We start from the raw sequence: 14,437 nt of genomic DNA, 5'->3' as shown, positions 1-14,437 counted from the left end.
CCTTAGCGTCCTCCTTCGATTTTTATCGTCAATTCTTTGATTGCCGCTTCTGCCGCTTGATTGATCTCATCCGTGGTAAACTTCACGGAATGATTGGCATCTAGTTCTTCAAAGAAAGGAACGCCTTGTCCTTTCACGCTGTCCAAGACAATGCAAACCGCTTGGTCTTCGATTGCTTTGCAGCGCTCGATTGCCTCATCAATGGCTTGCATGTCTGCCCCTGGAACTTTTTCTGTATAAAAGCCAAAAGCAGTCATCTTCTGCTGGATGTCAAAGGGATCAAGAATGTCTTTGGTTGGCCCATCTAGCTGTTTTTTGTTGTCATCAATAATGACGATACAGTGATTCAGTTTAAAGTGGGCAATGTATTGGAAGGCTTCCCAGCACTGTCCTTCATTTAGTTCGCCATCTCCAACGATCAAATAAACAAAATTGTCCTTGCCTGCCAAGCGCAGGCCTGTCGCGATCCCAGCAGCCATGGAAGTCCCCTGTCCCAGTGAACCTGTGGTGGCATCAACCCCTGGCGTTTTCCAGCGATCCGGATGGGAAGGCAGTCTCGTGCCGCCCTCATTGATCGTCCATAACCACGACCGATCAAAATAGCCCGTATTTGCTAATGCACTATACAAGGCGGCGCCAGCATGCCCTTTTGACAAGACGAGTCGGTCACGATCCGCCCACTGTGGATCTTGTGGATTGATTCGCAGCTGTTTGCCGTACAAAACGGCCAATAATTCAACAATTGAAAAGGAGCCGCCCAGATGGCCTTGTCCCATTTTCTTGATGCTGCAAAGGGTATCTAAACGAATCTTTGCCGCTAATTCTTCAAGCCCGTGGTATTTTTGTTCACTGATTGCCACTATTTATCCCTCCATCCTCTATTTATTCAGAAACAGATTTTGCCCGACTGTTTTTCTTGAAAATCGTCAATCCGATCAAGACCGCGACTACCGCAATTATCCCTGAGAAGATGGCGATTTGACCGCCCATATTGGCTAGGTTTCCTAGGAAGATCCCTGCAACCCCATAGTCGGTATCAGAGAAAGTTGATCCTTGGAACCCAAGATCCCCCATGACTGGCATCAACAAGATCGGCATAAAGCTGATAATGATCCCATGAATAAAGGACCCAATGACGGCGCCTCGCACACCACCCGTTGCATTGCCGTAAACACCTGCCGTTGCGCCACAGAAGAAATGGGGTACGACCCCTGGAATAATAACGGTTGTTCCTGTGAAGACCATGATGATCAAACTAACGATCCCACCGACAAAACTGGTTAGAAAACCAATCAGAACAGCATTTGGCGCATAAGGAAAGACGATTGGACAATCCAATGCAGGAATCGCATTAGGAACAAGCTTTTCAGAAATCCCTTTAAAGGCTGGTACGATTTCTGCCAAAATCAAACGGACACCAGCTAAAATCACAAAGACACCAGCGGCAAACGAACCTGCTTGCTGCAACGAATAAATGATCGAGTTCGTGCCATTGCTAAGATTTTCCGTAATAAATTCACTCCCAGCAAAAATTGCTACGATCACGTATACAACCGCCATCGTAATCGTGATACTAACAGTAGAATCCCGCAAGAAAGACAAGCCTTTCGGAAAATTGATGTCTTCGGTAGATTTTTCCTTATTGCCGACGTATTTCCCAATCAACCCGCTCAATGCGTAGCCGAAGTTCCCCGTATGCCCCAATGCGACGGAATCATTTTTAGTAATTTCTCGGGTAAACGGCTGTGCGATCGCTGGGAAAATCGTGTTACAGATCCCTAACGCTAAGCCCCCAAATAAAACTAGATTAAAAGTATTCATTCCAGTAACGCTCAAAATCACCGCAATCATGCAAGCCATATACAACGTGGCATGCCCAGTCAAATAAATGTATTTAAAGCGAGTGATACGGGCAATCAAAATATTGAAGGCCATTCCTGCTAACATAATAAGTGCGGTATAGGTGCCGTAAGTCGTCAACGCTAACGCAACGATCGCTTCGTTATTTGGTACGACCCCTTGCATGTTAAAGGCTGCTTGGAACATCTCCCCAAATGGCGCCAGAGAGCTTTCGATCACCCCAGCCCCGGCAGTGACCACGAGAAACCCAACAAAGGTTTTGATCCCCCCTTTGACGATCGTGGCAATGTCTTTTTTTTGCAGCACATTCCCCAAAACGGCGATCAGCGCAACTAAGATCGCTGGGGTACTCGCGATATCAACAAGAATATCTAAAAATTCGTTCATGACTGTCTACTCCTTTTTATAGTAATCCTTTTTCCTGACAAACGGCTTGAACCTTTTGCTTCAATTCATCGAGATCGATAATACTGTCTAACACTACGATCTCACCTAGATGCTGCGCACTATCGGCTAAATCGCCGCCAACGAAGAAAACATCCGCCATATCGGGTGCAGCACTTCCTAAATCATAATGGGACACTTCCACGCCTGAGACACCCAGTTCATTTAAAACAGAATTGATATTCATCTCCACCATAAAACTTGATCCTAATCCTGACCCACACACTGCTGCAAATTTCATTTTTCATCTTCTCCTTCTCTAATCACTTCAATTATTTGATCCGCATTGGTTGCGGAAAGTAACGCAGTTAGTTTTTCATTATTCGACAAAATTTTAGTTAAACTCGCTAACGCTTTTAGATGGAGTTCATTGTCAACCGCCGCCAAACATATAAACACGTGAATGGGGTGTTGCGGATCATCATTCAAAAGCACTGGTTCTTTGACTTTTAATAACGACATCCCGATGGCATTGACCCCATCTTCTGGACGTGCATGAGGCAAAGCGATGCCTTTTCCAATATGGATAAAAGGACCGTGATCCACCACTTTATTGATCATGGCGGTAATATACTGCTCCTCAATTTTATTGGTCTTTTTTAATGGCGCAGCAGCTTCTCGAATGGCTTCTTGCCAAGTCAGCGGCACCTCGGTAAATTGGATGGTTTCTGCTGTTAATAAATCTGATAACATCGGACGTTGGTCTTCCCTTCTATTCAATTCTCGATTGATTTTTCTTTGCAAAATTTTTCTCAGCTTTTGCTTACTGATTCCTGCTTTTAAATCAACATAGGGCAAAATCACTTCTAACACATCGTCAATGGAATGCAAGCCAGTTTTTGAAGGGAAAAATGCCGCTTGTACGTTTTTAACCAGTTCATCCTTCTCAATTGGTGTCATAATCGGATTGATCACATAACAGGGTCGTTTGGTTTTGATCGGCGCACTGGAAAAAATCAGATCAATCTCTTCATTAAACCGAACATTTTCATACTCTTCGATCGAACGAGCCGGCAAAAAATGGATCTGGGGAAACAGTTCCTTTAATTCTGATTCCAAAATCAAGGATGAACTGATGCCACTGGGACAAACGACTAATGCATTCAGTTGGAAGTAATCACGTTTGGCCTTTTGTTTACTGATTTCTCCACCAAACAAAATCGTAAAATAACCGATTTCTTCATCAGGGATCGTGCCGACTAGGTCTTCTAAGGAACCCAGTGCTCGTCTCGTCAGTTCAAACAACTCATTGTATTGCAGCTTGATTTCTTCAATCAGTACATTCTCCAGTGGAAAACCGTAGCGGATTCGAAAATACGCTGGGACAAGATGATAGAATGTGTTCATCAAAAGGGTGCGATAGTCCACAAACTCGATAGCTGCCAGCCGTTCCATTTCATGAATGATCTTACTGGCACATTCCAATAAAAACTCTAATGAAGTATCTTCGATATCTCCTTGCAGAATCGTTTTCAACAGGATCGTTACATAAAGTTCTTCTGTTTTCCGATCTTTGATGTCAGGAAATTCTGCTAAAAACTGCTGACTGACTTGATGGACATGCAGCGACTGGAGCAGCGGTATTTCTGTCTCCGCTAAAGAAACAGCCGTTTCTGCCATCCGAAAGGATAGATAATTAAGAAAATAAAGCATTTCTTCGAAGCGACTCGGAACGATCACCAGATTGAAATCAGTCAGTGTTGCGGACAAACGATCTCTGATTTGAACATAGATCGTTTTATCCTGCTCATAGATTCCCTCAAATAAAAGCAAATTCCCATTTTTCGTATTGGATAACGCACTGACTTTTCGAAAAGCAAGAGCGCGAATCTGATATTCCTCTCCCTCTAGATAAAAGCCATATTTTCGAGAGTACAATAGTTGAATCTTTAAAGCTGCAAGTTCCTCTCTGATCCCCTTTAAATCTTTCAAAATCGTATTTTTACTGACATAGAACAGCTCTTGAAACTGATAGACGGATAAGTCTTTCACTGCTGAAAAAGTCAGAAGATAAATCATGGACCGCCGCTCTTCTTCCGAAAAAAACAACGTATTCTTCTGGATATCGAAAAGAATTTCCGGCCACTTTCGTTGAATCAGTGAAGGAATCAAAACTTCTCCCTCATGAATCATGATTCGTTGATTCAACCGCTGTTCAGTGATTTGATTGATTTTGGCAATCTCAGCCAAAAATTCCTCATCCCTCCACTTCGTCAAATCAAGAAACGCCTCAACATTTGGTTCTGAAAAAAGATACGTCAATTTGAAATGAATCATATTTGCTACCCCCACCTAAACTATAGCTTGCACAAAATGAAATCGCCATCATTTCTCGGTACAACTGAAACTTCGTTTTTTTTTAACGATGGACCGAAGAGGTGATTTCAAGGATTACCATAACATCCAATATAGTATCCGAGAAGGTTTTGTTGATAGAAACAAATGGATAAAAAATACAACATTAAAAAAAGCGAATCATTTACTGATTCGCTTAGATACTGATGCTATTTGTTGTTTTATTATTGAAACTATCAGAATCATTAAAAGCAATCGTCATTTTTCCAATATACTTTTTTAAAGTTATTTTCTGATACCTAAAAGACTTATCTTAATGAATGATGGAAAATAAGCTTTTTCTATCTACTCACTTATACTAACAGGAATCGTTGTTTCCGTTTCCTGTGTCTTTGCGGCTTCGTTTTTTACTTGCTGCTTTTCCAATATTTTGAAAAATGGCATATAAATAAAATATGAGATAGCAATTGATACAACAGACCAAACAGCTGCTCCAATACTACCATTAGTAGCTAAATAAGGACCAATAATAGGAGGAATAGTCCATGGAACTTGAATAACAATCGGTCCTACTATACCAATATTCATTAGGATATACGTACCGATACATAGGACCATAGGCGTTGCTATAAAGGGAATAAGCATTACAGGATTCATCACAATAGGCAAACCAAAAATAACCGGTTCATTGATACAAAAAATAGCTGACGGCAATGATAATCGTCCAATCGACTTATACATCTTACTTCTGGAATGGAGCATATTTAACACTAGACCTAGTGTTGCGCCAGTTCCGCCTAAACACATAAAGACAATCCAAAATCCATCGGCAAAAACATGAGGAACTTCTACACCACTTTGAAAAGCTGCCGTATTATCAGCAAGATAACTTAGGAAAACAGGGGTCGCAATTCCAGACAAAATATTGTCTCCGTGGATTCCACATATCCATAGCAAACAAACGAGAAGTGTGTATAGCAGCATGCCTGGGAGTGTTCCCATCCCTTGCATTAAAGGTTGGAAAACAATAGTAATGATTTCATTGATATCAACCCCTAATAAAGTTCTGACGATCCATATAACGGTCAGAATAAATGCTCCTGGGATTAACGTTGCAAAAGAAGTTGCTACAGTGGGCGGTACACCTTCTGGCATTTTTATTACAATATTATGAGTGACAAACCATTTAAAAGCATGAGTGACAAATACCCCAACAATGATCGCGGTAAACATACCACTAGCACCAAAATTAGCCAAATTTATCGTCCAGTCATCGTTTAATGTTGCTAGAAGAAAGCCGATAGTTGTGAGCATCGAATTAGAAATAGCATCAACACCAAACTCTTTTCCTAAATGATAGCCTATGCCAATTGCAGATATCAGTCCAAGGATTCCGAACGTAACATTGACTGGTGCATTCAACTGCGGCCCCCAATTTGACACAAAATCCATCCATGACTGTATTGGAAAGTTACCAATGATTAGGAAGATACTTCCAACAATAGTAAAAGGAATCGTCATGGAAATCCCATTTCTTATAGCAACTAAGTGTTTACTATTGCCTATTTTCAGCAATATAGGCAATACCTTGTTCTCAATGACCTGCATCGTTTTTCCTCCTTTTAGTTCACGACTTCCTTATCAACCACCAACACAGGATCTTTGTGCAACCATAGAGAAGTAACTGGACACTCTTTTGTAATCGTACCGCTTAGAAATTGTTGTATCGCAGACTTCTTTTTTGCTCCACTAGCTTGTACGATCATTGTTCCAGATTGTAATAATTGTCCTATCCCTAACGTAATTCCTTTCGTACGATCAACTTTCTCGTCTGAAAAATATTTTTTCCCAACACTTTGGGTTGATTCGTCTAAGTTCACTATATGAGCTTTATCTTCGAAGGACGAACCAGGCTCATTAAAACCTAAGTGACCATTTACTCCAACCCCAAGCAAACTCAGTGTTAATCCTCCATTCTCCTCGATAAATTTATCAGCTTTTTTGCATTCCTCATTTAAATCATCGGCTAAAGGATCAAATGTGTGAAGTTGCTTTAGGTCAATAGGAACCCGATTGAATAAGTTTCTTTTCAAATAGGATAGACAACTGCCTTCATTTTTCGGATCGATTCCAACCCATTCATCTAGTTCAATAAACTTTGCCTGGGATAAATCTATTTCTTTATTGATTGCTGCTTCTGCAATGATGTTAAGCGTTCCTACGGGTGTATCACCACCTGCAAAGCAATATAACCCATCTGGCTTTTCTTTCAAGACATCTAAAATGAGTTTTGCACAGATCTTACTGACTTCCTGGTAATTTGCCTCAACATAGTATTTTATATTCATTGTCATTCTCCTTTAAAAAAATTCGGCAGATATTCTTTGTGTGCCAAAAGCATTTCATCAAGTAGTTGCTTTGCTGTCCTATCACTTGGAACTAAGGGATTGATCGTCATCGCTAATAAAGCAGTGTTATAGTCTCCCGTAACAGCTGCTTGGGCCGCTATACGTTCAAAAGACTTAATTTGTTGAACTAGCCCTTTGATAGGAATAGGTAATTCACCTGTAGTCAAAGGGATCGGTCCTTGTTTTGTAATCAAACAATTTACTTCAACCGCTGAATCACAATCGATATCACTGATGGCTCCATTATTTCTTGTATTGACCGTTTGAATATCACGTTTGTCATTATAGATGGAATTAATTAAATTACATGCTGCTTCACTATAATAAGCGCCCCCACGTTCTGATAATTGAGGTGGTTTGATTGCTAGATGTTCATCTTTATAAAGTTCAAACAATTCATGTTCGATTTTCTGCACAACTTCTGCACGAGTTCCTTCTTTTTCTGCTGATTGTTTTTGCTCAGACAACATAGTGGCTGTTTGATAGTAATACCTTAAATAGCCGATGGGAATCATGCCAAGTGTTCGGAAAAAATCTGGTTCCCATTCTAAATCAGCAATGTTTTTCAGACCAACTGCATCACCAGCATCTTGCGTCATCAATGTAAGTACTTTTTGGGTCACATCAATCCCTTTATGATAAATCTTTTTCGCAAAAACCATATGATTTAGTCCAGTAAATTCAACATATAATTCTTCTTTGGGTACTTTTAATGTTTCTGCAATGCCACGTTCTATTCCAATTGGTCCATTACACAAACCTACTACTCTACGCATATTGCTATGGCGTAAGACAGCTTCTGTCACCATGCCAGCTGGATTAGTAAAGTTGATCAGCCATGCTTCTGGGCAAAGACGCTCCATGTCTTTCACTATTTCTAAGATAACGGGAATCGTGCGTAATCCTTTAAAAAGCCCTCCTGGACCATTCGTTTCTTGTCCAATCGTGTCATATGTTAAAGGGATTCTCTCGTCTTTCGCTCGCGCTTCCAAAAGACCTACACGAAATTGGGTCGTAACGAAGTCCGCATCCTTTAATGCCGCTTCACGATCAAGAGTCATATAAATTTTCATTGGAAGTTCCGCTTTTTTTACCATACGTTTAGCAAGTTCCCCAACAATTTCTAATTTCTCTCTTCCTTGTTCAATATCCACAAGCCATAATTCTGAAATCGGTAATTCAGCATATCGTTTAATAAATCCTTCTATCAATTCTGGTGTATAACTTGATCCACCGCCAATTGTTGCAATTTTTATTCCTTTATCCATCCTGAAACACTCCTTTAACTTAACTACATGGTCAGTATAGATTATTTTTATCTCCATAAATACCGCCTTTAAGTAAACGGTTACAAAAACAAACGATTGACACCGGTTACACTCCTGTTACAATTTGTAACAGGAGGGGATTACTATGTTGTTTCTTGACTATCAACCAGACTTAAATGAAACGGATATTGAAGTATATAAAGCAATAATTTCAGACGTAAATGCAGTTGCTTCCATGAGTATTCGTGAATTAGCTGAGAAAAGTCATACGAGTACTGCCAGCGTACTACGCTTTTGTAAAAAATTTCGCTGTACCGGTTTTTCTGAATTTAAAATTTACCTCAGTGCGTATCTCGAATCTCTTAAAGAAGAAAAAGAGGTAAAAACACTTGATTTTGAGAGTGAACTCTTGAATTTTTTAGTACGGACACAAGATAAATTCTTTGAAGATAAATTTGATGAGGCAGTTCACTTATTGATGGAAAAAGAGCTGATTATTTTTATTGGCGTAGGCTCCTCAAATGTTGTTGCTGAATATGGTTCTCTTTATTTCTCGTCACTATTTAACATGGCGATTCGCATTGAAGATCCTAGTAATTACCCTATTAATTACCTATCCACTGAGTTAGCAAAAAAAATGTGTATCGTCGCTTTATCCGTTTCGGGCGAGACCACAGAAATCATTCAATATTTAAATCATTTGAATCTATCAGAAAGCTCAGTAATAGGAATTACCAGCAGCTCTAATTCAACACTTTCTAAATTAGCTGATATTGCAATAACCTATAATATTTCACTAGAAAAAATTAATGAAGCTGATATTACAACACAGATACCGGCAATGTACATTATTGAAAAGTTAGCGAAAACCGTGAGAAATAGAATGGAAACTCAATAGATTTATAAAAAAATTCTTCAGGTAATTCTTTCCCTCTATTCACAAGTTCACCGATCGATATATCCACAAAAAAAAGAGACTCACATGTATCTATGTGGTCTCTTTTTGATATATAGATTTGTTCAATTTATTTGTTTCTCTTACCTTTGGTTTGAGAAGACTTCAAAAAATCTTGTGAAGTTTCCTCTTCTCAATCATTTGCCTCTTCATTCCCTATTGTTGAGGTAACTTTTTCATCGATACGTAAAAATGGTAAATAGATAAAAACACTCACAGCAATGATCGCAATTTGCAAGACTGATGCTCGCCAATCGCCACCAGTTGCTAAAAATCCAGATATGACAGGAGGAGTGGTCCAAGGTATCTGCACGACAACATGATTGATTAAACCAACAGCTGTTGCAAAATATGCAACTGTTAGGGAAAAAATCGGCGCCAATACAAATGGAATAATCAAACTAATATTGAAAACAATTGGTAAACCAAAAATGATCGGTTCACTGATATTAAATAGTGCAGGAGTTACGGATAATTTTGCAAAGTCTTTGTAGTCTTTACGACGACTAAAGATAAAAATAGCAATTAGCAAAGCAATAGTATTTCCTGATCCTCCCATAACAGCAAACGTATCTTTAAATGCCATGTTTATGATATGTGGAATATCTTCCCTATTCGCATAAGCAGCCATATTCTCTTGCATATTTTGAATTAAGAACGGATCGAGAAGTGAACCTGATATCACTGCTTGATGAATTCCAAACCCGAAAAATAGATTTGCAATTGAGGTAATTAAGAGGAACCCTGGTAAACCTGTCGTTACCCTACTTAAAGGTCCAGTGATTAGAGTAGTAATCAACGAATTAACATCCATATTGAATAATTGATTGACAGCAAATGAACCAATTGCGAAGGTAGTCACGGTAATCATGATTGGAATAAGGACGTTAAATGACTTCAACACAGCTGGTGGGATATTTCCTGACAACTGAATTTGTAACTTTTTGTTATTTGATAACTTAATAAAGAGTTCCGTAGCAGCTAAGCCCACAAAAATTCCAACGAACATTCCTGACGCACCAGTATGAGTGACAGGAATAACCCCACCTACCTCCAGCGCTTCTTGACTTCCTTCTGGTGTAAACATCGTCATCATAGGGGTGAGAACAATAAACGTTGAAATAGCGACTAGAACAGCAGCAATATGATTTGTATAATTTCTGCTAACACACATATGATAAGAAACTGCCGCAACAACTAATAGCGTCGTTATACTTAGCGTTCCATTACTGATGGAAGTCCCGATTTCTTGAATCGTCGTTAATGTTGCTGGATCAATGATATTTCCCATAAATCCTGTTGGCTCTAAAATAACATAGTTGATCAATGTAACAAATCCCGCCAACATCATAAAAGGCATAAAAGTGGCGAAAGCATCCCTTAGTGTTCGAAGATGAATCTGGTTCCCTAGCCTTGTGGCTATTACTCCGAACTTTTCAAAAATAGCATCTTTTTTACTCATAATCCCGATCAGTCTCCTTTTTTAGTTGTAAGCGATTGCTTATGGGATGATCATACACCAGCTTTTTAAAAAAGTAAATATCTTTATTTAAAATTATATATCTTTTTCAAAAGTCAAAAAAAGACCAACGAAATTCGTTGGTCTTCACTTCTCAACAAAAACTGCTTCAAAAATAAAATCTTTGTATAAATGTCTCGAAAGAGAATATTCAAACGGTACACCAGATGACAATGACACCACTTTGTCTACCTCTATCATAAACTCGCCTGGTTTTACAGAAAGAATTTCCGCATCGAAGTCATTTGCCACATCACCTTTGATCCAAATATGGGAAGATTTAATCTCTAGACCAAGCTCATTTGTAATGTAGCCATATACAGAACGTTTCAAATGCTTTGGTTCTAACCCCGGTATAACAGAAAGTGGCATAAACGTTTGCTCAATAGAATACGGTTGTTCATCAATAAAACGACTTCTAATAATATTATAGACATACTCTTTTTGATTTATTTCTAAAATTTCTGCCACTTCATTCGATGGCAACTCAATTGAGAACGTATGGATTTCAGAAGTCACATGTTCTTCCCCTACTAAATCAAAAAGACCTTCATTTGGTCCAAACACTTTCGAATTATCAATTGGTCTGCGTAGAACTTCCGTTCCGAATCCACTACGTGTTCGTAAAACTCCCTCTGATACTAGCATATCAATACCTTTCTTCACAGTGAGCTTACTTGTTTGATACTCATGCGCAAGTTCATCGCCTGTAGGTAATTTTTCGCCGATTTGATAGGTTCCATTGGCAATTTTTTTCTTTACCTCCGTATAAACCTCCATATATTTTGGCTGTTTCTTCATAACTTACTCCCTCATACTCATCTCTATTACTTATACTTTAACATAAAAAATTGTCTTTTTACAGCTAAAAACATACCCATCACGAAAAGATATATATTTTTAATAAAAAGTATTTATTTATACTAAAAGCAATGTTACACTATTAAAAACGAACAGGAGGAAACGATAATGTCAAGACAAACTCAGTTAACATTTCCAGATGACTTTTGGTGGGGCTCCGCTTGGTCAGCAGAACAATCTGAAGGGCGTGGAGAAACAGGAAAAGCAGAGACCGTATGGGATCGGTGGTTTCACGAAGAACCTCATCGTTTTTATAAACGAATTGGACCTAGTATTACGACAGACCATATCCATCGTTACCACGAAGATATTCAATTGATGAAACAAACGGGGCACAATTCATTTCGTGTGTCTATCTCATGGGCACGAATGTTTCCAAATGATGGGGTTGGTAAACCAAACGAGAAAGCGATAGCCTATTATCGAGATCTTTTTACCGAAATGAAAAATAATAATATCAAAGTTTTTGCGAATCTCTATCATTTTGATATGCCCGCAAAATTACAAGATAAAGGGGGATGGGAATCACGTGAAGTTGTTGATGCTTATGTAAATTTTGCTGATACCTGTTTTCTAGCGTTTGGCGACTTAGTTTATCATTGGTTCACCTTTAACGAACCTTTGGGGCCAATCTTGGGCTCTTATTTAGAAGATTTTCACTATCCAAATCTCATTGATTTTAAGCGTGGTGCTCAAGCAGCGTTCTTTACCATATTAGCTCATGCAAAAGCCATTCAAACTTTTAAAAAATACCAGCTATCTAGCAAAATCGGAGTAATTCTCAATTTGAGTCCGACTTTCCCAAGAAGCCAAAATTCAGCAGATAAAAAAGCAGCAGAAATTGCGGATCTTTTTTATACTCGTAGTTTCTTAGATCCCATGGTCAAAGGAGTATTTCCAGAAAAACTAGTCTCGTTGCTGGAGGAATACGACCAATTACCCGTTGATTTCAATGACACAGACCTAAAAATTATTGAAGAGAATACCGCACAGATACTTGGTCTAAACTACTATGAACCACGCCGTGTCAAAGCAAGAACTTCTGCCGTTAATCTAGAAAGTCCATTCTTACCAGAATGGTTCTTTGAACCGCATATTATGCCTGGCCGTCGAATGAATGAATATCGTGGATGGGAAATCTATGAAAAAGGAATTTATGATTTATGTATGGACATCAAAAATAACTACGGAAATATTGAATCCTTTATCTCAGAAAACGGTATGGGTGTTGCTAATGAAGAACGGTTCATGGATGAAAATGGACAGGTGATTGATGACTATCGCATTGAATTTATCCAAGACCATCTCGCCTATTTATGGAAAGCAATTCAAGATGGCTGTAATATAAAAGGATACCATCTATGGACATTCATTGATTGTTGGTCATGGATCAATGCATATAAAAACCGCTACGGCTTAGTTTCTTTAGATTTAGCCACACAGAAACGTACAATAAAGAAAAGCGGCTTGTTTTACAAGGAACTAAGTAAGCAAAACGGTTTTTCCTACGATCTCGAGCGACTGGTAGATTAGCATTCACGAATATGATTGATAGTGATCTGTATAGAAGAAACCTGTTGCCACAACTCCTCTTTCGCACCTTCTAAGAAGGCGACAGGGTTTTATTAGTAAAAAAATAACCGTTTCCCTGCTAAAGTCGACGGTTATTTTTTTGTCATATTTCACTGTGGCTAGGATACGAAAGAGCAGCATGGCAATAAATGTACCAGAATTTATCTGGAACTTATTAGCCGCTAGTTTCGATAATAATGCTTCCCTTTTCTTTAAACATTGCATTCGTTTTTAGTTGTTCGAACACTTTTCCAATATGACTACATCGAACACCTTATTTCAATTGAGAATAAGGTTTTGCCTATGTCGCTTATCGATTTTGTTTGAGAATATCCTTGTTAAAAGTTGAAAAATCACTCTCTTCTTGCTATACTAACTATGTAAAGAGGAGTTGTTGCCACAACCCCTCTGCAGCGCCATTTAAGACGGCGACAGGTTTTTTAACTTAAAAGATAACCGTTTCCCTGTTAAAGTCGACGGTTATTTTTTTTTGTCATTTTTCACTGCGGCTAGGATACCAAAGATCAGCATGGCGGTAAATGTACCAAAACTGATCATTAGCCCGATTGCTTCCGCTGTGGACAAAAAGGCTTCTCCTTTCTGAAGAGTTAGTACTTACATTCATAAGCACCACCACCTTTCAAAGATAGCCACCGTCACAAACTTTACTGCAGTCAAATGGTACCATACTTCCATCAATAAAACTTTCAAATGCCAAGGATTTATCATTATTTTTTCACGGCGCATGGTCCATCTGCTGTGATTCATTCCATAAATTCGTCAAAATAACCCGCTGTTCTCTCTTCAAGCCTGATCCACTCTTTTCCGACCTTCTCCAGCCCCTTTTCTCAGTCCCAACCAAGTGTCTTCCATCAAGAAAAATAGTCAAAAGTCAATATCATTCTATTCACCAAAAACCACTTTTGTTATAGTAACAAAAAGGAGAATGCAGATGAGAAATGAACGAAAAATCATTCAAGATAGCATCCTTGGTGTAGAAGCTTTATTATTTAACGGCATCCAGCAGGAGTTTCCTAACCATTGGCACGAATATTATGTGATTGGCTTGATGGAAGCTGGGACGCGTCAATTCACCTGTCAAAATACCTGCTATATCGTTGAAGCAGGCGACTTGATTTTGATTCCGCCAAAGGCTGCCCACCGCTGCCAGCAACTCACGGAGGAGAAGCTGGTTTACCGTAATATCCACTTAACCCCGGAGAACATGGCGGTACAAGTACAAAAAAATTTTTAA

At 39.0% G+C, this 14,437-nt stretch carries 13 protein-coding genes; 3 read left to right on the top strand and 10 right to left on the bottom strand.

All coding sequences use genetic code 11. The annotated features are described in order from the left end of the window. Positions 1-2 precede the first annotated feature (2 nt). From IGK61_RS02695 to IGK61_RS02665, 7 genes are all read right to left on the bottom strand, one after another. Complete coding sequence (locus IGK61_RS02695) at positions 3-860, bottom strand: transketolase (RefSeq protein ID WP_074536592.1); 858 nt, start codon at positions 858-860, stop codon at positions 3-5. A 22-nt stretch (positions 861-882) separates the two neighbouring features. Then, positions 883-2,247, bottom strand: coding sequence for a PTS ascorbate transporter subunit IIC (locus tag IGK61_RS02690; RefSeq protein WP_005232062.1), 1,365 nt, complete (start codon positions 2,245-2,247; stop codon positions 883-885). A 16-nt stretch (positions 2,248-2,263) separates the two neighbouring features. Next, a complete protein-coding gene (locus tag IGK61_RS02685; protein ID WP_005227537.1) occupies positions 2,264-2,545 on the bottom strand; it encodes a PTS sugar transporter subunit IIB in 282 nt (93 codons plus the stop codon). After that, a complete protein-coding gene (locus tag IGK61_RS02680) occupies positions 2,542-4,581 on the bottom strand; it encodes a BglG family transcription antiterminator (protein WP_074536593.1) in 2,040 nt (679 codons plus the stop codon). Before IGK61_RS02680 ends, IGK61_RS02685 begins: the two co-directional genes overlap by 4 nt. Before the next feature lie 363 nt (positions 4,582-4,944). Then, a complete protein-coding gene (locus IGK61_RS02675; protein ID WP_074536595.1) occupies positions 4,945-6,207 on the bottom strand; it encodes a PTS sugar transporter subunit IIC in 1,263 nt (420 codons plus the stop codon). Between the two features lie 14 nt (positions 6,208-6,221). Continuing rightward, entirely contained in the window at positions 6,222-6,947 is a 726-nt protein-coding gene (locus IGK61_RS02670; protein ID WP_074536596.1) for a glucosamine-6-phosphate deaminase, read from the bottom strand. 2 nt (positions 6,948-6,949) lie between these two features. Further along, positions 6,950-8,275, bottom strand: a complete 1,326-nt coding sequence (locus tag IGK61_RS02665; protein ID WP_074536597.1) for a 6-phospho-beta-glucosidase — start codon at positions 8,273-8,275, stop codon at positions 6,950-6,952. A 145-nt stretch (positions 8,276-8,420) separates the two neighbouring features. On the opposite strand from IGK61_RS02665, the gene IGK61_RS02660 reads away from it, so the two are divergent. Continuing rightward, positions 8,421-9,173, top strand: coding sequence for a MurR/RpiR family transcriptional regulator (locus tag IGK61_RS02660; protein WP_074536598.1), 753 nt, complete (start codon positions 8,421-8,423; stop codon positions 9,171-9,173). Positions 9,174-9,363: 190 nt separating this feature from the next. Here the strand turns inward: IGK61_RS02660 and IGK61_RS02655 are convergent, their stop codons facing one another. Next, positions 9,364-10,692, bottom strand: a complete 1,329-nt coding sequence (locus tag IGK61_RS02655) for a PTS sugar transporter subunit IIC (RefSeq protein ID WP_074536599.1) — start codon at positions 10,690-10,692, stop codon at positions 9,364-9,366. Positions 10,693-10,836: 144 nt separating this feature from the next. Beyond that, positions 10,837-11,550, bottom strand: coding sequence for a GntR family transcriptional regulator (locus IGK61_RS02650; RefSeq protein WP_005227520.1), 714 nt, complete (start codon positions 11,548-11,550; stop codon positions 10,837-10,839). A gap of 168 nt (positions 11,551-11,718) precedes the next feature. Here IGK61_RS02650 and IGK61_RS02645 point away from each other — a divergent pair, with 168 nt between their 5' ends. Further along, the gene (locus IGK61_RS02645) at positions 11,719-13,143 is read left to right on the top strand and encodes a glycoside hydrolase family 1 protein (protein WP_074536600.1); all 1,425 of its coding nucleotides are present in this window, start codon (positions 11,719-11,721) and stop codon (positions 13,141-13,143) included. Between the two features lie 519 nt (positions 13,144-13,662). Here IGK61_RS02645 and IGK61_RS02640 read toward each other — a convergent pair. Beyond that, complete coding sequence (locus tag IGK61_RS02640; RefSeq protein ID WP_017144486.1) at positions 13,663-13,767, bottom strand: putative holin-like toxin; 105 nt, start codon at positions 13,765-13,767, stop codon at positions 13,663-13,665. Positions 13,768-14,134: 367 nt separating this feature from the next. Here IGK61_RS02640 and IGK61_RS02635 point away from each other — a divergent pair, with 367 nt between their 5' ends. Beyond that, positions 14,135-14,437 carry an AraC family ligand binding domain-containing protein gene (locus tag IGK61_RS02635; RefSeq protein WP_240934952.1) on the top strand — a complete coding sequence of 101 codons (303 nt, stop codon included), beginning with the start codon at positions 14,135-14,137 and terminating at the stop codon, positions 14,435-14,437.

Source organism: Enterococcus sp. AZ063 (assembly GCF_051715045.1).
Classification (GTDB): domain Bacteria; phylum Bacillota; class Bacilli; order Lactobacillales; family Enterococcaceae; genus Enterococcus_D; species Enterococcus_D casseliflavus.
This window is presented reverse-complemented; position numbering and strand designations above follow the sequence as displayed.

Excerpts from the sequence above, each read along its gene's own strand:
- IGK61_RS02645 (WP_074536600.1), top strand. The coding sequence starts at position 11,719 with ATGTCAAGACAAACTCAGTTAACATTTCCAGATGACTTTTGGTGGGGC.
- IGK61_RS02665 (WP_074536597.1), bottom strand. The coding sequence starts at position 8,275 with ATGGATAAAGGAATAAAAATTGCAACAATTGGCGGTGGATCAAGTTAT.
- IGK61_RS02650 (WP_005227520.1), bottom strand. The coding sequence starts at position 11,550 with ATGAAGAAACAGCCAAAATATATGGAGGTTTATACGGAGGTAAAGAAA.
- IGK61_RS02685 (WP_005227537.1), bottom strand. The coding sequence starts at position 2,545 with ATGAAATTTGCAGCAGTGTGTGGGTCAGGATTAGGATCAAGTTTTATG.
- IGK61_RS02635 (WP_240934952.1), top strand. The coding sequence starts at position 14,135 with ATGAGAAATGAACGAAAAATCATTCAAGATAGCATCCTTGGTGTAGAA.
- IGK61_RS02690 (WP_005232062.1), bottom strand. The coding sequence starts at position 2,247 with ATGAACGAATTTTTAGATATTCTTGTTGATATCGCGAGTACCCCAGCG.
- IGK61_RS02680 (WP_074536593.1), bottom strand. The coding sequence starts at position 4,581 with ATGATTCATTTCAAATTGACGTATCTTTTTTCAGAACCAAATGTTGAG.
- IGK61_RS02675 (WP_074536595.1), bottom strand. The coding sequence starts at position 6,207 with ATGCAGGTCATTGAGAACAAGGTATTGCCTATATTGCTGAAAATAGGC.
- IGK61_RS02660 (WP_074536598.1), top strand. The coding sequence starts at position 8,421 with ATGTTGTTTCTTGACTATCAACCAGACTTAAATGAAACGGATATTGAA.
- IGK61_RS02655 (WP_074536599.1), bottom strand. The coding sequence starts at position 10,692 with ATGAGTAAAAAAGATGCTATTTTTGAAAAGTTCGGAGTAATAGCCACA.
- IGK61_RS02670 (WP_074536596.1), bottom strand. The coding sequence starts at position 6,947 with ATGAATATAAAATACTATGTTGAGGCAAATTACCAGGAAGTCAGTAAG.